General features: G+C 54.5%; 15 protein-coding genes and 1 pseudogene. 10 read left to right on the top strand and 6 right to left on the bottom strand.

What is annotated here, in order from left to right; all coding sequences use genetic code 11:
• Positions 1-186: 186 nt before the first annotated feature.
• Both JTM80_RS05970 and psbA read right to left on the bottom strand, forming a co-directional pair.
• Complete coding sequence (locus JTM80_RS05970; RefSeq protein WP_172357580.1) at positions 187-1,176, bottom strand: GNAT family N-acetyltransferase; 990 nt, start codon at positions 1,174-1,176, stop codon at positions 187-189.
• A 370-nt stretch (positions 1,177-1,546) separates the two neighbouring features.
• Positions 1,547-2,629 carry a photosystem II q(b) protein gene (gene psbA / locus JTM80_RS05965; RefSeq protein ID WP_205370772.1) on the bottom strand — a complete coding sequence of 361 codons (1,083 nt, stop codon included), beginning with the start codon at positions 2,627-2,629 and terminating at the stop codon, positions 1,547-1,549.
• A gap of 493 nt (positions 2,630-3,122) precedes the next feature.
• Between psbA and purL the strand changes: the two genes are divergently transcribed.
• The 3 genes from purL (at position 3,123) to JTM80_RS05950 (ending at position 8,121) form a co-directional block, all read left to right on the top strand.
• Positions 3,123-5,501: a phosphoribosylformylglycinamidine synthase subunit PurL gene (gene purL / locus JTM80_RS05960; protein WP_172359006.1), complete on the top strand. Its 2,379-nt coding sequence runs from the start codon at positions 3,123-3,125 to the stop codon at positions 5,499-5,501.
• A 216-nt stretch (positions 5,502-5,717) separates the two neighbouring features.
• Complete coding sequence (purF, locus tag JTM80_RS05955) at positions 5,718-7,355, top strand: amidophosphoribosyltransferase (protein ID WP_172357581.1); 1,638 nt, start codon at positions 5,718-5,720, stop codon at positions 7,353-7,355.
• Between the two features lie 274 nt (positions 7,356-7,629).
• A complete protein-coding gene (locus tag JTM80_RS05950; RefSeq protein ID WP_172357583.1) occupies positions 7,630-8,121 on the top strand; it encodes a thiol-disulfide oxidoreductase DCC family protein in 492 nt (163 codons plus the stop codon).
• On the opposite strand, the gene JTM80_RS05945 is transcribed toward JTM80_RS05950, so the two are convergent.
• From JTM80_RS05945 to JTM80_RS05935, 3 genes are all read right to left on the bottom strand, one after another.
• Positions 8,118-8,753 (bottom strand): cobalt-precorrin-8X methylmutase, encoded by a 636-nt coding sequence (locus tag JTM80_RS05945; protein ID WP_172357584.1) that lies wholly within the window; start codon positions 8,751-8,753, stop codon positions 8,118-8,120. The two genes, JTM80_RS05950 and JTM80_RS05945, sit on opposite strands and share 4 nt — an antisense overlap.
• 60 nt (positions 8,754-8,813) lie before the next feature.
• Positions 8,814-9,602 (bottom strand): DUF1868 domain-containing protein, encoded by a 789-nt coding sequence (locus JTM80_RS05940; protein WP_172357585.1) that lies wholly within the window; start codon positions 9,600-9,602, stop codon positions 8,814-8,816.
• A gap of 467 nt (positions 9,603-10,069) precedes the next feature.
• The gene (locus JTM80_RS05935; RefSeq protein WP_172357586.1) at positions 10,070-10,849 is read right to left on the bottom strand and encodes a photosystem II S4 domain protein; all 780 of its coding nucleotides are present in this window, start codon (positions 10,847-10,849) and stop codon (positions 10,070-10,072) included.
• A gap of 494 nt (positions 10,850-11,343) precedes the next feature.
• Between JTM80_RS05935 and JTM80_RS05930 the strand changes: the two genes are divergently transcribed.
• From JTM80_RS05930 to JTM80_RS05915, 4 genes are all read left to right on the top strand, one after another.
• A complete protein-coding gene (locus JTM80_RS05930; protein ID WP_068511313.1) occupies positions 11,344-11,733 on the top strand; it encodes a glyoxalase/bleomycin resistance/extradiol dioxygenase family protein in 390 nt (129 codons plus the stop codon).
• 716 nt (positions 11,734-12,449) lie between these two features.
• The gene (locus JTM80_RS05925) at positions 12,450-13,253 is read left to right on the top strand and encodes an S-adenosyl-l-methionine hydroxide adenosyltransferase family protein (protein WP_205370771.1); all 804 of its coding nucleotides are present in this window, start codon (positions 12,450-12,452) and stop codon (positions 13,251-13,253) included.
• Positions 13,254-13,587: 334 nt separating this feature from the next.
• The gene (locus tag JTM80_RS22630; protein ID WP_225906773.1) at positions 13,588-14,586 is read left to right on the top strand and encodes a transposase; all 999 of its coding nucleotides are present in this window, start codon (positions 13,588-13,590) and stop codon (positions 14,584-14,586) included.
• Between the two features lie 256 nt (positions 14,587-14,842).
• Positions 14,843-15,797 (top strand): IS630 family transposase gene (locus JTM80_RS05915; RefSeq protein WP_205370770.1). Its coding sequence is split into 2 segments (ribosomal slippage): positions 14,843-15,186 and positions 15,185-15,797, totalling 957 coding nucleotides; the frame shifts between segments, so codons are not numbered across the junction.
• Positions 15,798-15,807: 10 nt separating this feature from the next.
• Here the strand turns inward: JTM80_RS05915 and JTM80_RS05910 are convergent.
• Positions 15,808-16,610: pseudogene (locus tag JTM80_RS05910) on the bottom strand (IS630 family transposase); the annotation flags it as partial.
• A 285-nt stretch (positions 16,611-16,895) separates the two neighbouring features.
• Between JTM80_RS05910 and JTM80_RS05905 the strand changes: the two are divergent.
• From JTM80_RS05905 to JTM80_RS05895, 3 genes are all read left to right on the top strand, one after another.
• Positions 16,896-17,956, top strand: a protein-coding gene (locus JTM80_RS05905; RefSeq protein ID WP_172353248.1) for an ISKra4 family transposase whose coding sequence is annotated in 2 segments (ribosomal slippage) — positions 16,896-17,052 and positions 17,052-17,956 — 1,062 coding nt in all. Because the reading frame shifts where the segments join, the coding sequence is not laid out codon by codon here.
• A gap of 77 nt (positions 17,957-18,033) precedes the next feature.
• On the top strand, positions 18,034-18,462 hold the full coding sequence (locus JTM80_RS05900; RefSeq protein ID WP_172357588.1) for a hypothetical protein: 429 nt from the start codon (positions 18,034-18,036) through the stop codon (positions 18,460-18,462).
• Between the two features lies 1 nt (position 18,463).
• On the top strand, positions 18,464-18,991 hold the full coding sequence (locus JTM80_RS05895) for a hypothetical protein (RefSeq protein WP_172357589.1): 528 nt from the start codon (positions 18,464-18,466) through the stop codon (positions 18,989-18,991).
• Positions 18,992-19,209 lie beyond the last annotated feature (218 nt).

Below are 19,209 nucleotides of genomic sequence, written 5' to 3'. Positions count from 1 at the left end.
GTCAAACATACCCGACTTTTTTTGTCGGGATTTGACTCGATCCCGAATTTCACTGCATTTGAACCGCACAGGACTTACGCACTTGCAATAAGCTTTTGGGGTTTTGGACAATTTCTTGCTGCGTAAGTCCTGCCGCATTCAAGGTAAGGAAGATTTCAGCAGGGGTTTCATCGTTGACTCTAGTCCTCAGCGCCAATCATCCAACACGAACGCACCGGGATGGTTAAACGCAGGCTGGTTTGGGCAGAGCATCGCCACGCCCAGGATGTCGATGCGAAACCCCAGGCTCCGCAAAAGCTGGTACGCACCCTGCCGCTCCGTATTGACCCCGCAGATCAGGGTTGAGAGTCCGCGCTGAGCCGCCAGACCTTCGCAGGCTTGCAACAGAGAGGCGAGGGATTCGGACGCGCGATTCGCGAAGCGATCCCCACGGGAATCGCCCGACCGCACCGCACCAAATTTCACGTAACAAGCGTCTTTGCCTGCTTCAGTACCTTCTCCACAATGGCAAATCGCAAACCCCTCCAGATGTTGATTTTCGACAGGGGAACCCTGGCTTTCCAGCAGTACGGTCTCGCCCCAGTGGCGAGCGGCAACGGTGCGAATTTCGTTGCTCAAGTCGAGTCCCTCGAACACTGTATTGGTCAGCTCAGCACAGCGAGCCAAACTGTCTGCTTGCGTGGCCGCCGCCAACTCTGAATATCTCAGGCCGGGCTGAAGAGGGGGCTGGGAATTCTGAGGCTGAACGGGCTTGCTCATGACCGCCGTCAAACAGCGGGGGTGAAACCTGAACCGCTCGTAGAGTGCGAGGTGTTTAGGGCTGTTGGAAAACGTAAAGATGCCAAGCTGAGATATTTGATGCTGAGCAAAATAGTCCATTGCAGCGCTGACGAGTTGCTGCCCTACCTTCTGATTCCAGTAGTCGGGATGGACAGTGAGTGGGCCAAACCCGCCAAAGCTGCCCCAGTTCACCGCAATATTTGAGCCAACGATCTGACCATTATCTTCTGCGACAAACGCGGCGGATGGGTCGAGATACCACCGATTCATGTAGTTCATCGTTCTGGCAAAGTCTTGCGGGTCGGGCAGGCCGATAAAGGTGCCAAACGCCAGACGGAAGAGATGATCGGCGATCGCCAAATCCGCTTCCTGCATTGCCCGAATCGTAATGGCCATGAGTCTGGGTGGGTCTGGGTAGCGTTTAAGCGTTGCTCATTTTCAGCAGCAGCAGCTCAATAGTAGCCAGAGGGCGATCGCCCCGATCCACAGGTCAACAAAGGTTTGCAATAACCACGCTGCAAGCCTGGACGGAAAAGGCTGATTCATTTTGGATTTTAGATTTTGGGTTTTGGATTTGCGACTTTGGATGTCTCAGCGTTTGGGAGGCTTCTAGTCATTTCATGGGTAGCATCACTCAGGAAAGCCGATAAAAGCCGATATTCAAACCCTCCCCACGCGAAAAAGCGCCCCCCGCAGGAGGCGCTCAGAGACTAGCTAATCAGACAGACTCAGCAAACGCTAAGCAGACGCCAAGGCACAGCCAGAATTAGCCATTGATTTGGGGCGCAACCAGAGCCACAGGAGCAGCTTCGCCAGCAGCCAAGTCGAGGGGGAAGTTGTGAGCGTTGCGCTCGTGCATCACTTCCATACCCAGGTTGGCGCGGTTCAGGATGTCTGCCCAGGTGTTCACCACGCGACCCTGAGAGTCGATGATGGACTGGTTGAAGTTGAACCCGTTCAGGTTGAATGCCATCGTGCTGATGCCCAGCGCCGTGAACCAGATGCCGATCACAGGCCATGCACCCAGGAAGAAGTGCAGCGAGCGGCTGTTGTTGAAGCTGGCGTATTGGAAGATCAACCGACCAAAGTAGCCGTGGGCAGCAACGATGTTGTAGGTTTCTTCTTCTTGTCCGAACTTGTAGCCGTAGTTCTGCGATTCAACTTCGGTGGTCTCACGCACCAGACTGGAGGTCACCAAAGAACCGTGCATCGCACTGAACAAGCTGCCGCCAAACACCCCAGCAACGCCCAGCATGTGGAAGGGGTGCATCAGGATGTTGTGCTCTGCTTGGAACACGAACATGAAGTTGAAGGTACCAGAGATCCCCAGGGGCATACCATCGGAGAAGGAGCCTTGTCCGATCGGGTAGATCAGGAACACTGCGGTCGCAGCGGCTACGGGGGCGCTGTAGGCCACGCAGATCCAGGGGCGCATACCGAGTCGGTAGGACAGTTCCCATTCACGTCCCATGTAGCAGAATACGCCGATCAGGAAGTGCAAGACGATGAGCTGGTAGGGACCACCGTTGTACAGCCACTCGTCTAGAGAGGCGGCTTCCCAGATGGGGTAGAAGTGCAGACCGATGGCGTTGCTGGAGGGAACCACTGCGCCGGTGATGATGTTGTTGCCGTACAGCAGGGAGCCTGCGACGGGTTCACGGATGCCGTCGATGTCCACGGGGGGAGCAGCGATGAAGGCGATGATGAAGCAAGCGGTGGCAGTCAGCAGGGTGGGGATCATCAGTACGCCGAACCAGCCTACGTACAGGCGGTTCTCGGTGCTGGTTACCCAGTTGCAAAACTGTTCCCATACGCTTGCACGTTCGGTGCGTTGTAGGGTCGTTGTCATGATAGATAAGTGCTTGAAAGGTATGTATTCGGTACAGGTCAGTGCTTTTGCCTCCCTGTGTTAACTAATTTAGCGATACTGTTTCGACTTGTAAAGCACTTCGCGATGATCTTTTGATTTTTCTAAGAATTCGTACATGAATCTCTTGCTCTAAACCTCTGAAAAGCCGGAGATGCATAAGACAGACCCATAGCAATGAGCGTTCCCTACTGTGTAACGCTCAGTTACGTGTATGTCTCAGTACCGTTAATGTTCGACAACTTAGAAGCGGGTGACAGAGTAAGAGCATCAACGGGCCATCGGGTGAAATGTAACGAAATATTGCGATCGCCCTCAAAAGCTGCGTATAGCCACGCATTCAGTACGGTTGCCCTGCCGTCGGCCGAAATATCTAGTGCGGCAGGTGAGGGGCGATCGCCCCAGCAACTTGACCCGCAGCTATACAATGAAGCTTGTCCAAAGCGCCGACTGCGCGATTCGCCCAAACCTCTCCATGACTGCCGCTGCCTCTCCCCCTTTTTCGCCCGAAGAAATCGCCGCCGAAGGGCTGAAGCCTGAAGAATACGAAGAGATCGTCCGCCGCCTGGGTCGCCATCCCAACAAAGCAGAACTGGGCATGTTTGGTGTCATGTGGTCGGAACACTGCTGCTACAAAAACTCGCGCCCTCTGCTGAAGCAGTTCCCCACTGCGGGAGAGCGCATCCTGGTCGGCCCAGGCGAAAATGCAGGTGTGGTGGACATGGGCGACGGGTTGCAACTGGCCTTCAAAATCGAGTCGCACAATCACCCCTCGGCCGTGGAGCCGTTTCAGGGCGCAGCGACGGGTGTAGGCGGCATCCTGCGAGACATTTTCACAATGGGCGCTCGCCCCATTGCGGTGCTGAACTCACTCCGCTTTGGCAATTTGGAAGATCCGCGTACCCGACGACTGGTGAACGGGGTGGTGGCGGGCATTGCCCACTATGGCAACTGTGTGGGCGTGCCGACAGTGGGGGGTGAAGTCTACTTTGACCCCGCCTATGCAGAGAATCCGCTGGTGAACGCGATGGCAATTGGGCTGATGGAAACGCCCGAAATTGTGAAGTCTGGCGCGTTTGGGATTGGCAATCCGGTGCTGTATGTCGGCTCGACGACCGGACGAGACGGCATGGGCGGAGCCAGCTTTGCCAGCGCCGAACTGAGCGACGAGTCGATGGACGATCGCCCGGCGGTTCAAGTGGGTGATCCGTTTCTGGAAAAATCCCTGATCGAAGCCTGTCTAGAAGCCTTCAAAACCGGAGCCGTTGCCGCCGCCCAGGATATGGGCGCAGCGGGAATTACCTGTTCTACCTCGGAAATGGCGGCGAAAGGCGGTGTGGGTATCGAGCTGGACCTGGACAAAATCCCCGTCCGCGAGACGGGCATGGTTCCCTACGAGTTTCTGCTGTCGGAATCGCAGGAGCGGATGCTGTTTGTGGCCCATGCTGGCCGCGAACAAGAGCTAATCGATATCTTCCATCGTTGGGGGCTGCACGCGGTGGTGGCCGGGCGCGTCATTGAAGAACCCGTGGTGCGGATTTTCTATCAGGGGGCGATCGCCGCTGAAGTGCCCGCCACCGCCCTTTCCGACAACACACCGATTTATCATCGCGAACTGTTGCCCGAACCGCCTGACTACGCCCGCACCGCCTGGGCCTGGACGGAAGACCAGCTTCCCCCCAGCGCCCCCGACGGCATCACGATAAACGGCACACTCTCCACCTGGAACGACCTGCTACTGCGCCTGCTCGATAGCCCCACTATCGCTTCCAAGCGCTGGGTCTATCGCCAATACGACCATCAGGTGCAAAACAACACGGTTCTGTTGCCCGGTGGAGCCGATGCCGCCGTGGTGCGCCTGCGGCCGCAGGAACCTGACAGCAAGGAGACAGCCGCAGGGAGTCCCCCACTCACCTCTGCCTTTATCAAAGCTGTTGCCGCCACCGTCGATTGCAACGCCCGCTATGTCTACCTGCATCCCTACGAGGGCGCAAAGATGGCTGTGGCAGAGGCAGCGCGGAACTTGAGTTGTGTCGGGGCAGAGCCGCTGGCGGTGACGGATAATCTTAACTTTGGCAGTCCCGAAAAGCCCATTGGCTACTGGCAACTGGCCGAGTCCTGTCGGGGGTTGGCGGAAGCTTGTCGAGAACTGCAAACACCCGTCACGGGCGGTAACGTGTCGCTGTATAACGAGACGCTGGACGCAGAGGGCAAGCCGCAGCCCATTTACCCCACCCCCGTCGTTGGCATGGTGGGCTTGGTCGAAGATTTGCGCCGGGTATGTGGGCTGGGCTGGAAAACGCCCGGTGCGGTTATCTACTTATTAGGAGCAGATGCTGTGCCCACCTTGGGCGCTTCGGAATACCTGGCAGTGGTTCACCAAACCGTGGCAGGGCGGCCGCCGGAGGTGAATTTTGACCTAGAGCGGCGGGTGCAGGCAGCCTGTCGGGAGGGAATCCGGCGCGGCTGGGTGGAGTCTGCCCACGACTGCGCCGAGGGCGGACTGGCGGTGGCACTGGCAGAATGCTGCATCGGCGGCAGCTTGGGTGCAACGGTGGGTCTGGGGATGGGCGAGTCCGGCGGGCTGTCAACGTCCCAACGGCTAGACTTGCTTTTGTTTGGGGAAGCAGGCGCGCGGATTTTAGTTTCAGTCGCGCCGGAGCAAACCACAGCCTGGGAAGCCTATTTGAGGGAGCATTTGGGCGATCGCTGGCAAAAGTTGGGACAGGTCGCAGATGCAACCGCACCCCTGCAAATTTCTACCGCCGACGGTCGCTGCCTGATAAACGCTAGCATGGCCGAGATGGGCGATCGCTGGTTGAATGCCATTGAGCGTCGCCTCACCGCTGACTGATGTTGTCTGTAGACATCCGCCTGCAAGGGACATCCACCCGAAAAGGACATCCACCCGCAAACCATGCCGAATGTCCGTAAGATTCCCCCTTGCCTCGCTGCAAGCCTATGAGAGGATTAAGGGATTGTTACAAACAAGTTGCGAACCAGTTAAGCCTTTCCCTTTGGACTCCGCCTAATCCCCCATTCCAAACCCCAAATCCTTTGGAGACACGCTATGATGCCCGATGATGACGATTGCCTGCCGTCTGCTAGGTTTGAGCCGCATGAGCAAGAGGAGGGCGATCGCCCCGACAAGCCCGAAGAAGCCTGCGGTGTGTTTGGCGTATACGCACCCGGCGAAGATGTCGCCAAGCTAACCTATTTTGGGCTGTTTGCGCTCCAGCATCGCGGGCAAGAGTCGGCCGGCATCGCCACCTACGAGGGCACGTCTGTTTCAGAGGTGAGCCGCTACCGCAACGTCGCGCCGCTAGATCTGCAAGTGCATCTATGTAAAGAGATGGGGCTGGTGACGCAGGTCTTCAGCGAACAGATCCTCGCAACGCTCAAAGGCGGCCTGGCAGTGGGGCACACGCGCTATTCCACGACGGGATCGAGCCGCGTGGTCAACGCCCAGCCCGCAGTGGTGCAAACTCGGCTCGGCCCGCTGGCGCTGGCCCACAACGGCAACCTGGTCAACGCCGGAATCCTGCGAGAGGAACTGCTGCAACAAAACGCCCAGCTTCAAACCACGACCGATTCTGAATCGATCGCCTTTGCCGTGGCCGAAGCAGTGAACAGCGGCATGGACTGGATCGACGGGGCGATCGCCGCCTTCAAGCGCTGTCAGGGAGCCTTTAGCCTGGTCATCGGCACACCCGCTGGGCTACTCGTCACCCGTGACCCCAACGGCATCCGTCCCCTGGTCATTGGCACGCTGCCGGACGACGAGCGCGATCGCACCTCTCGCTACGTCGTTGCCTCAGAAACCTGCGGACTAGACATTATCAATGCCGATTATCTGCGCGACGTAGAGCCAGGTGAACTGGTCTGGATCAACGAGCAAGGCTTGCACTCCGTCCGCTGGGCCGAACCCGAAACCCGCAAGCTGTGCATCTTCGAGATGATTTACTTCGCCCGCCCTGACAGCCTCATGCATGAGGAAAGCCTCTATAGCTATCGGCTGCGGCTAGGCAAACAACTGGCGCTGGAAAATCCTGCCGATGTGGATCTGGTGATGGGCGTGCCCGATTCGGGGGTTCCCGCTGCGATCGGCTACTCCCGCGAATCCAAAGTGCCCTACGCCGAGGGGCTGATCAAAAACCGCTATGTCGGGCGCACCTTTATTCAGCCGACCCAGAGTATGCGCGAGGCTGGCATCCGCATGAAGCTAAACCCGCTGCGCGATGTGCTGGTGGGCAAGCGGATTCTAATCGTGGACGATTCGCTGGTGCGGGGCAACACCAGCCGCAAGATCGTGAAAGCCCTCCGGGATGCGGGCGCAACAGAAGTCCACATGCGGATTTCCTCGCCCCCGGTGACGCACCCCTGCTTCTACGGCATCGACACCGATTCGCAGGATCAGCTGATCGCTGCCACCAAAACCGTTGAAGAGATCGCCCACCAGATTGGCGTTGATTCCCTCGCCTATCTGAGTTGGGAGGGAATGCTCCAGGCCACGCAGACCGATCCCGAAAGCTTTTGCTCAGCCTGCTTTACGGGCAACTATCCGGTGCCCGTGCCAGAACAGGTGAAGCGCTCGAAGCTGATGTTTGAGAAGTTGGAGAAAGAAAAGCTAGAAAAGGAAAAACTGGAGAGAGAAAAGGTCGCCCAAACAAAGGTCGAGTCTCCACTGTCGCAGCCCGCGTCGGTTTAGGCACTGACATACTTGAGACAGCAAACTTACCGCCCTCATTCCCCAACCCCTTCTCCCTGCTTGGGAGAAGGGGAGCCAGACAAAGGTTTGAAGTCCCTCTCCCGCTCTGGGGGAGGAATTTAGGGCGAGGGATGAAATTGCTGCGTAAAGTATATTGGTGCCTCGATTTAGCCATTTCCCCAGCCGCTTCATTTTTCTTAAAATAAGAGCATCTCTCTGAAGCATTTTGCTCTGGTTTACGCTGCGTTTTAATTTTTATTAATTTTTAATTTGTATGGCTTCATCTCCAACAATTTCCGAGTCTTCATCCGTGCCCGCGCCAGGAGCCTCCGCTATCCCCACCTGGCAGGTCAAGCTGCTTTACGATGGCGAGTGCCCGCTCTGCGTGAAAGAAGTCAACTTTTTGCGGGCAAAAGATGCAGGGCGTGGTCTGGTGGAATTTGTGGATATTGCCGCAGCGGACTACGACCCAGCTCAGCATGGCGGCGTGGACTTTGAAACGGCCATGGGGCGGATTCACGCAGTCCTGGCAGACGGCAGCGTGATTAAAAACGTGGAAGTGTTTCGCCGGGTCTATGAAGTGCTGGGCATGGGCTGGATTTATGCCATTACCAGAGTGCCTGTGGTTGGGGCGCTCGCCGACGGGCTGTACGGCATCTGGGCTGCATGGCGCTTGCGGCTGACGGGTCGCCCAGATTTGGCGGAACTGGTGCGCCAGCGGCAAGAACGGCTGGCGTGCAATGAGGGCGATCGCTGCCAGGTCTAGCTGCCATGCTCCTCCCACGCCAGCACCAGCAGCGCATTGACAATGGCAGCGGCCACGGAAGACCCCCCCTTGCGCCCCTCTACCCGGATCTGGGAGAGCGGGGTTTGGGCGAGGGTTGCCTTGGCTTCTAGCACCGAGATAAAGCCGACGGGTGCGCCAATGACTAGGGCGGGCTGCACGGTCGCCATTGGTGCAGCTTGGCAGAGGGCGAGCAGCGCCGTTGGAGCATTGCCGATGGCGTATATCGCATCTGGATATTGCTCCCAACAGCGCAGCATCCCCGTTTCTGTGAGGGTCTTTCCGGGCAAGGCGGCACCGGCCGCCTCTACAGCCGTCACGATTGGATTGCAAAACGTCTTGGCGACCATTGTGGCAATGCCCTGACGCACCATGCTCACGTCTACCACAATCGGGATCTGGCGCTGCAAAGCGGCGATCGCCCCCGAAATTGCCCCCTCACTAAACCGCAGCAAATCTTTGAACTCAAAATCCGCCGTGCTATGGATCACCCGACGGGCGATCGCATATTCCGCCGGGTCGAAGCGGTGGGGCCCTATTTCCCGGTCGATGACCGCAAAACTCTGCTCCACAATGGGATGATTTAGCGGGGACGGAGAAGGCTCAAGGCTCATCCTTCATCCTTTCAACAATCCTTCATCCTTTCAAAAAACTGATGACAAATCAAAAACTCATTACAAACTCACGGCTGCCCAGTCTGGCTCTCGATAGTAGCGCGTCATATCGTCAAACTTCCGCAGTTCGGCGCGGTGAACCCAGAGCGGCTGTGGATCGGTCGCGTCGAGCCATTCATGATTAATCTTGCTGAGGCGATCGCTCAGGGCTTCACGGTCGAGCGCATCGGGCAAACTGCCAAAATAGCCCAGCGTGACGTGAGCCGTCAGATGATACTGCTGCTCGATGCCCAGCGCGATCAGATCGTGGTCTTGATAAATTAAGCGGCGCAGCGCCACTACTCGCTGGTAGGATGCTTCATCTTTGGGCAGCAGACACACGCCCACGGCACGAGGCATGACGATCAGCCCCAACACCTGCCAATAAACAGGATGGCTGCCGTCGATGGAGGTCTGGAACTGTTCAAACAGGACGCGGAGGCGATCGCGCAATTTTGGCTCAAACTCGGCATCTTCCTCAACCGCATGGTGAAAGGCACTATCCCAGATCAGATCCGCCAGCGTCATGTGAAAGCTGGCGGACGGCACAGGCACCAGCAGCCCCGGCTCAAGCTGCTGCAACACCTGCTGCTGAAGCGCCTGCAATTGTTCATAAAACACGCCGTTTTCTGTCTCATCGACCCAGGGCGGCGTGATGATGCTGTAGCCAGGGAACGGCGACGGCTGCACCTGTCCGTCCTTTAGCGAAAACTTGGGAGAGGATTGAATGTGCTGCACCTGGGTCTTGCGAGCTTCGGGCAGCGTCATCCGGGCAATCCGGTTAATGTGAATCTGAAAAGTCTCGTCCAACGCTCAATCGCCTCGTTTACTAAACGGTGTTGCCGATCGGTACCTGACCAAGGAATACCAAATAACTACTAATAACTACTAACGTAAAACAGGTGTATAGATCCGACAGAACCTATCGTGAGAGCCTTAGCTCTGTCTAAAGTCGGGAATACAGGGCTGGAAACTGCACCAAAACAGCCTTGGACAAATTCACAGGAACCCTATATCCGCAAATATCTCTGCAAATATCTCTGCAAATATCTCTGCAAGTATCTCAACAAATATCCTCTTCAAGAACAGTTCAGGAATCCGTGACTTGGGGGCATTTTCTTAATGTAGCGGGAAATGAGGCAGGGGGGATAATCTTGCAGGGTGATCGCCCGCCCGGAATTGCTCCAGACCCGCCTCAGACCCATCCTGAAAGCGCTAATTAACCCGGCGCGCCCCCCCACACGCCGCACCATGCCCGCCAAATCGCTACATGAACGCTACATAAACCGGGTCATCTGTACACGATAGCGATCCTTCTTCGTGACGGCGATTTCTCCCACCTCCAGCCGCCCTTTGCCGCGAATCGCCACCAGATCGCCCGACTTGAGTGGGTGGCTGGGCTGGGTAATTTCTTTCCAGTTCACCCGCACGTCGCCCGCGTTGATCAGATCCACCATTTTGCTGCGCGACATGCCAAAGCCTGCTGAGGCGATCGCATCCAGCCGCAGCGACGCTTCTACGGTAGTGATTTCTTTTTTCTTGGGTTCGCGGACTTTTAGCTCAGCAAAGTCCAGTCGGCGCGTTTTCACAGGCACCGAGCGCACCTGCGTCAGCCCCATTTCCAAAAACTCCACCAAGTCGGGGACGACCACCGCCTGCGCCCCGCGTTCGCCCAGCACCAGAATATCGCCCACCTTTTCGCGCACGATGCCCGTGCCCAGCAGCGCCCCCAAGAAATCGCGGTGGGTCGCCGGGTCAAACAAGAAGTTGCCGTTAATATCCAGCGCCGCCAGTGCCACCTGGCTTTCGTCGAGGGGAATTTCGGGACGGGCGATCGCCACGCGCTGTCGCTCGGCCTGCGGATAGCCGCCCCACGCCAGCAGATGCACCTCCGCCAAGCGCCCCAGTATTTGCCGCGCCTCGGCCAGTTCTGGGGGAGACAGAAAATCCGTACACACCACCTCCCAGGTCTTGATCGCCTGCTCCGCCTGATCTAGTACGCGCACCGCTACTTCGCGGTTTTCGATTCCCTTCAGCAATTCATCTCTGGGCAACATAGGCAGGCAGCGAGGAGGACGGGGCAAACGCCCTAAAGCTTCATTCTATCTGGGGATGATGGAGGCAGGGAAAGGGGCGATCGCTCGGCTTGGAGAGATTCGCGATTTTGGATTTTGGATTGCCAGTCAACTGGTTTCAAGGCTTCTGGCAATTTCATTCGTCGCGCCACACAGGAGAATTGATCGTGCAGCAGAGAGAATAAACTACTGTTTCTGCATATATTTCTGCATAGCAGCTTGACGTAAAACGCTCCCATCACTCCCCCAATCTGTTGCGGAAATTGGGGGATGTATTGAAGTAATAAATCACAGCAGGCGGCCCGCTGAAAAATTGCGTTTAGCCCACGCTGTTGGAGCGACTAAGGCATTAACACAACGAACAAATTTCGTCGTAACAAAGACCTTCGCATTCGTTTACACTACTTTACGAAGTTTTATCCACAGTTAAATTAGTGCTTCTGTACGATGAAAAGGTTGAGCTTGTGTACACAAGTATGAAATTTCAGTCCATGGTGCCCATGCTGGCGGTCGCCGATGTCGGTCGCAGCATCCATTTCTATACGCAAACGCTCGGATTTCAGTTGATGGGGCTGCTGGAAAATGGCGGCAAGCCCTTTTGGGCCCGCTTTAAGGCAGATGAGGATGTGGAGCTAATGGTGACGACTCGCGATGCGAATGATGACCGCGCAGAGGGCGAGTTTCGGGATGTGGTGCTTTATTTCTACCCAGAGAGCGTGGAGCGAGTCCGCGCCCACCTGATCGACAGCGGCATGGTGGTCGGCAAAACGGTGGTCACGTTTTATGGCATGAACGAGATTCGCATTACCGATCCGGACGGCTACGAACTGTGTTTTGGCGAAAATGCCCAACTCCAAGAAGCCTAAATTCGGGATTGGGCTGCAACCCATCTGCAACCAATTTTTGCCCAAGTCGAGAAGTCAGCTCCCACCAACTTGTACCCAGGCTGCAACCCATCTGCAACCAATTTTTGCCCAAGTTATAATTCGCATCTGAGAGCTAATTTGTAAAGGAGCATGAAAGCCTTGTTAATCAAGGATTTCCGAGAAACCGCTTTTCCTGGGCAAACATGACCTCAAAGCCACACATGCCAAGAGTTTCAGGCTTCTTAAGATTTGCTTCATAAATTAGCTCTGAAATTCATCCCCCTTTGATCAAGCGCCTTCATATCAACCTTTCATCAGCCTTTGAAAAGGCAACATTTTGAGAGTTATCATCTAAAAGTTTTCACAAGAGTTGCCACGTTTTTGTTAACCTCTTAAGCTTTAAGTCATCTAAGCGAATTCAAGCTTTAGGGCACCTCGAAAAATTCAGATTCTCTTGAGAATGGCTACGAGAAAACGAGATTTTCAGGCTCCTAAAATTCTCAATAAGGCAATTATCAATAAGGCAATTAATCGAGGTGCCCTTTAGTTTGAAAGCCCCTTTTCCTTTGAAAGCCCCCACTTAAAAACTCCCACTTGAAATCCCCCACTTGAAATTCCTACAATCGTTCTCGCGAAAGACACTAAAAAATTCTTAAATGTATTTTCTTAAACGCATTTCTGTCTTCCTGCAAAACGTTATGTAATTCCTCATTCTGATGGGAGTTCTCACGTTACTCACCGACTTTGGGCTGACGGATACCTACGTTGGGGTGATGAAAGGGGCGATCGCCCAAATTAACCCCACGCTGACGGTCATTGACCTGACGCATCAAATCCCGCCGCAGGACATCGCCGCCGCTCGCTTTCATCTGATGACGGCCTACCCGTATTTTCCGGCGGACACGGTGCATGTGGCAGTAGTCGATCCGGGGGTGGGTGGACAGCGGCGGGCGATCGCGCTTCAGTTGTCAGACGGCTATCTCGTCGGGCCAGACAATGGCCTGTTTGGCGGCGTGCTAGAGCATCGTCCCGTGCTGGCGGCGGTGGAACTCTCCCATCCCGCCTATTGGCGTGTGCCCAGCCCCAGCGCCACCTTTCACGGCCGCGATGTGTTTGCCCCCGTGGGCGCTCACCTAGCAAGCGGTGTGGCCTTGGCAGAACTGGGACGGGCGATCGCCCCCGATTCGCTGATTCAATTCGACCTGCCGCCCTGGAACCGAGAGGGCCAAGTTCTGACAGGACATGTCCAGGCAATCGACCATTTTGGGAACGCCATTACCACGATTCCCGGCTCCGCGGTGTTGGGATATATCTGGAATCTGCGCGTGGGCGTTGCCGCTAGTCTTGCGGAGCAATATGGCCCGATTCCTGGCTGCAAAACCTATGCCGACTCGGCCCGCGGTAGCCTGCTGGCGCTGATTGGCAGCCACGGCTATGTCGAGATTGCCTACAACCAAGGCAATGCTCAACAGCAGTTGGGATTAGCGGTTGGAGATGCCGTCCAGGTCGTTTTGGGCTAGTCGGGCTAGAGTCTGGGGCGATCGCCCGCTAGAGCGTTTTCTGAGATCTTGCACCATTCTCAGTAAGGGTTGCTAAACGAAGCAAAATCTGAAAGAAAGGGCGTAGCAAAAAATCAGAAGACGGTCATGGAAACCATTCTTCAACACGCCCAAGGCTGGTTGACTGACAAAAGTTACCTGAGATCTGCTGAACAGCTTGTGGCGCGGTAGTTTCAGGGATTGGAGGAAGAAGTGGGGAGCCAGCGTTCTAAGCTTAGATACCACTCAAAAGCGTAGATGCTGTGAAAAAAACTCCCCCCTCTACAATGCCTTGAACGCTTGGCTGGGTCAATCGGTGCCCTGGGCTCATCGTAGCCATCTGACGACCTGCCTGTGGATGGTGGTGGCTTTGCTCCAGCGCGGAGAAATCAACCTGACTCGCTGGCTGCCCTATGTGCCGTGTCGAGGGGTGCAGGCACAAAGCAAACAACGACGGCTAAGCCGCTGGCTGCACAACAGTCGCCTGAACGTCCATCGCCTGTACAAGCCCCTGATTCAAGCGGCATTAGCCCATTGGGATGAGGATTGTTTGTACCTGAGCTTGGACACCTCGCTGTTTTGGGATGAGTATTGCTTGATTCGCCTAGCGGTGGTGCATCGAGGCCGGGCGTTGCCTGTGGTCTGGCGGGTGCTCCAGCACCGCAGTGCGTCCGTCGCCTTCAGTGACTACCGGGAGATGCTCCACCAAGCCGCCCATCGCTTGCCGGCGGGGCATGGATGGTGTCAATTGAAGGACATTCACCTTCAGCGCGGGGAGGCTCTCTGTTGGCACACCGTGAAGCTCCACAAAGGCGAGTGGTACGGGCCAGTGCATATCGCCTTTGGTCATAACAGCCTCAACGGCGAGTTTTGGACCATCGTCAGCGATGAACCCACCCACCTGCGCACCTTCGAGGAATACGGCTTGCGCTTCGACATTGAGGAGGCGTTTCTCGATGACCAATCCAACGGCTGGAATCTCCAGAAATCTGAAATTCGCTCCCTCTGCGCCCTATCCCGGCTTTGGTTCCTTTTGGCCGTCGCGACGCTCTACGTCACCGCTCAAGGTCTCGAGGTCGTCGCAACAGGCAAACGGCGATGGGTTGACCCCCATTGGTTTCGTGGCAATAGCTACTTCCGCATTGGATGGGATTGGCTGAAAGCCGCCCTAGAGAACGGGTGGCCACTCATCCGTCATGTCTGTTTCACTCATAACCGCGATCCTGAACCCGCGATGGCATCTCGCAAACAGCATGAGCAACGCACCTATCGAATCGAATTCAAAGTACACACGTACTGCTGTGTCGCCGATTAGTTTTGTCAGTCAACCAGGTCTCTATCTCGCCAGACAGAATCGCCCCAATTATCGAATCGGTTTAATGGATTGACCATTGGCAAACGAGCCAATGCACAGGCCCAAGATGACTGGGCAGATATAGCCCTACGCAGTCACGTTAGGGCATTCTCTAAAAGCAGCATCAACACAATCGCGAAAGTTATAGCAATTTCTAGCCTAGTGAGGCGTATTTTGATATAATCTATTCAGTGAATTTACTTTACCCTTAACTCAAATGCGACCCTACTCACTAGATCTTAGACAAAAAATTATTGATGTCTACATTGAAGGGAATACGTCGCAACGTCAAATCGCTCAACAATTTCGAGTTGCTTACAGTTTCGTGCGAAAGCTGATCAAACAATATCGGGAAACAGGTGAGATTGCCCCCAAACGCCGCACTGAGCAAACGCCAACCAAATTAAGTAATGAGCAACTAGAGATCCTAAAAACGATTGCTGAATCAAATCATGACGCGACATTGGCAGAGTTGTGTGACTTGCTGGAACAAAGGGTCGGTGTTCGGATTGGCGTTTCGACGATGTTTCGTATGTTAGAGAAACTGAACTTAACCCTTAAAAAAAACGCTGTATCCCGACAAAAAGGAAACTGAACGGGTGCAAATCGAACGAGTCAAATTTTGGCAACTGGTTCGAGGATTCCTGGCTCAAGACTTAATCTTTATTGACGAATCAGGAGTGAACCTGGCTTTGACTCGACTCCGGGCACGTGCCCCGAAAGGAAAACGAGCCCATGGTAAGCGTCCCAGCAAACGAGGGAAACGGGTCTCGATTCTTGGTGCAATTAGCCTTAAAAAGGTAATTACCTATTCCAATCTCATCGGTTCAGTCGATGGACTTACCTTTGAAGCCTTCATTTCCCAGAGACTCGTTCCTAAGTTGTGGAAAGGGGCATGTGTCATCATGGATAACTGCTCGATTCATCTTGGTGAAGAAGTTAGGAGGTTGATTGAGGATGCAGGTGCTAAACTGATGTTTCTACCGCCGTACTCGCCGGACTTTTCACCCATCGAGAATTGCTTTTCAAAGATTAAGAGTATTCTGCGCTCCCTTGGGGCACGGAGCTATCTTGATCTAGACAAAGCCATTGAGGAGTCCTTCTCCCAAGTGTCATTGAATGACCTACAGAATTGGTTCTCCCATTGCTGTTACTATGCCTCGCCAGAATGAAAAACGCTATATCAAACTCATCCCAGCGTTGCCGCATCCAATTCTTCAGCACAAACCACCAATGCTCAATCTCGTTCAAGTCTGGGGAATAAGGGGGTAAATACCAAATCTCACACCCTGCTTGAGCCACGATCTCTTCAATGGTTTGAGAATGATGGAAACTGGCATTGTCAATCACAATCACATCTCCCGCTCGCAGTTGGGGGACTAAGCACTCCTCCAACCCCCTCTCCACTAAATCCCGGTTGCACGAGCCAGCAAAGGTCATTGGCGCAAAGAGGCTGTTCTCTCGTAAGGCCGCAATCCAACTGACTCGTTCGGTGCGTTTTCCTGATTTAAGCCCATAGAAGCGGTCTCCAACCTCGCAGTAGCCGTAGGGATACACGTCTCGATGATCAATGCCTGCTTCATCGACATAGACAACCTGATGCGGCAGCTTACTCCTCAAGCGCTCTTGAAACTCTTGTCGCTTCAGGTCGTCTCGTTCCCGATAGCCATAGGTCTTTTTTTTCGACTAAACCCAATCTTTCGCAAGGCTCGACTGATGTCCTGCTGTGTCACATTATCCCCCCACAGGGTTGCCAGTCTCGCTTGGGTCTGATCCCCATGCTGCTTGACAAACTCACGAAAGCGCGACCAGTCGGTAATCTTATGCCGATTTCCTCGCTGAAACCCAGTCATCGCTCGGCAATCTCCCGTTTCTTTTTCCCGTTTCAACCACAGGTCTAAGGTATTGCGACTGATGTTGAACATTCGACAGACATCAACTTTGCGGTGACCTTGTTTCACGGCTTCAATCGCTTTGCAACGCAAGTCGTAGCTGTAAGGGGGCGGGCATAGGTGTTCCTAAACTCTCCTGATGGCTCTATGATAACGTCCTAACCCAAATACGTAGTGCTATAGTAGACCTCCTGCATGAATGGGAGGGAATGTGTCAGTTAGGGATAAAAGCTTGCAAAGATGGGTAGGCGCATGGCAAAACTAAATCCAAGGAGGAAATGGGGTGCATCCCAGTTATGCAATGAGTAGAAGTGCTTAGTGCAGATTAAGGGCAGACGCCGTAGGCTCAGAGCAGTTGCTCTAAGGATAGTTGAAGCGATGGATGCCACCAAGGAAGCCCAAATCAAAGCCCATGCACTGGCGTTAGCGGAGTTGCTTTACGACGAGACAGACCCTGAACAAGTCAAAACATTGGCCGGGATCGAAGTCGCCGTTCGTGACCACCTACTGGAGTATGTGGGGCCTGAGATCGGAAATTTTTTATCTGCACAAGCAGCGGCACAAGCTCTGGGCGAAAGCGGCACATCCAGAGTATCGTCGGACGCTTAAGTCTGAGTCAGCGCCAGAGCCAGCGGCTTAAGGTCAAGGCCCGCACCCAGTGGAGTCCTCAGGTTGAGACGTGCTGCTTGCTGCTGAGTGCCAACGAAGCCTATGCGCGAGCTGCCGACGATATCGCTGTGCTCACCGGGGTGTGCGTGTCAGGGAGTACCCAGCAACGGCTGGTGCATCGTCAAGACCTAGAGCCACCAGCGGTGGACAGCGGGGTTAAGGAAATGAGCTTAGACGGGGGCAAAGTCCGTCTGCGGACTCCTCAGGGGCAGCCCTGCCAGTGGCGCGATTACAAGGGGGTAAACCTGCATCAGTGCAGCATTAGCGCCTTCTACAAAGACAACGACAGCTTGGTCAACTGGCTCAACCAGCAGCCCTTAGCGCATCCCCTCGTTTGTCTTGGGGATGGTCACGACGGCATCTGGAACCTGTTTTCACAGATCGGGCATCGCAGCGAGCGCCTTGAGATCTTGGACTGGTACCACCTGATGGAGAATTTGGGTAACGTGGGTGGGTCTCAACAGCGTCTTGATGCCGTCGAAGCCTGCTTGTGGCAAGGGGATGTGGATGGGGCGGTTAGGCTATTCGACGACTGGTCCCATGAGCGGGTAGACCAGTTTATCGGCTATCTGGCTAAGCATCGGCTCCGTATCGTTAACTACAGCTACTACCAAGCTGAGGGGATTTCAATTGGCTCGGGTGCCGTGGAGTCGACTATCAAGCAAATTGGTAGGCGGGTGAAAATTTCAGGCGCTCAGTGGAAGGAAGACAACGTTCCACAAGTCCTTCGCCATCGCTGCGCTTATCTCAATGGTCAATTCTCATCCTGAGTCTTGTAAGACTGGGATGCACCCAGGAAATGCCATGCCTTATCAAGACTTGCAAAGCCTGTCTGCTGGATCGAGGCATGGCAGAAGCAAACGGTAAACCTAAAGTGGGGCGTAGTGCCCGACTCTTGGGAGTCAGACTTGGCATTGACATTGATATTGAAGAAATACCAAAAGATTGGCTGGATGACCAAGGATACTTGCGACCCGAAGCAGAGCGCAAAGCCACAGCCACAGGAGAGGTGGTGGTTATAGCCGTTAGAAGCACAAAAGGGATGTCCACATCACTCTCGATCGAGAGCTTACCTGCCTTTCGCAGACCTACAGCTTTTGGAGGAATGGGGAGAGATCCCCTGTTGCAAATTGAAGACAGCAAAATCGGTGGTGTTCTTGAGGCTGTCCAAGACAGCGCAACACACGTTAGCATTAGGCCAAGGGTTACGATGCTTTTAGAAAAGTACGAAACTGCCTTAGCCAATACCCAAAATGACTGGGAGAGGGTTAGTTAAAATGGTGTGGGCATTTAGTTTATCGGCTGAATGTGGAGCAGAGCAGGTTGCCGCTGAGCAATTTGCCCAGCATTTTGACGGTCTTTCCTGGGTTCTTGCCAACGGTCAGCAGTCCCAATGCCATACAGCAGTTTTTCAGGATATTGAAGAAAATTGGTGGTGTCAGGTTTGTCCCAGTGGCATCAGTGACATGGGGATTGATAGATCCGACATTGCTTACCAGATGACGGAGTTGGGCATCTTACTCTATCAACGGTTACAATCTGCTCCGCCTTTTCGGTATGCCCTGGTTGGTGTAGAAGTCGATGAGTTCAGAACCTATCATGAGTTGACCTCAGAGGCGACCATTCCCAGTTTTCCAGGTTTAGTCTTGGGTGAAACAGTTTGGCGATCGCTCGGAGCCTCGACCTTATTTCGACCTTTCAGCACTGGCTACGTTTGGCAGCCTTATGAAGGCGAAGTTTATCAGCCACTGATGGTATCCCCAGATTTGAAGAATAAGTTAAGTGAACTGCTGGTTCTTAAATGAGTTTCATGGGTTAGGCGATCGCGCAAAGTTAGGTCTGGTCTAGGGTTGCAGTGCGTGCTAACAAATTGTTGCAGCGGCGGGATAAAAATGGTTGGCGGAGATGCCAAAGTAACTAGACACCGCTGAACTCAACCGTTAGCCCTCAGTGCCTTGGTTCTGTCAGCTTATCGGTATGTAGGCGATTCACCCCCCAATTGCGAAGGCTCGGTTCTTCAAGA

The organism is Thermoleptolyngbya sp. PKUAC-SCTB121, from assembly GCF_016919485.1.
GTDB lineage: Bacteria > Cyanobacteriota > Cyanobacteriia > Elainellales > Elainellaceae > Thermoleptolyngbya > Thermoleptolyngbya sichuanensis.
Note: the sequence above shows the minus strand (reverse complement) of the source record. Positions and strands in the feature narration are given on the sequence as shown.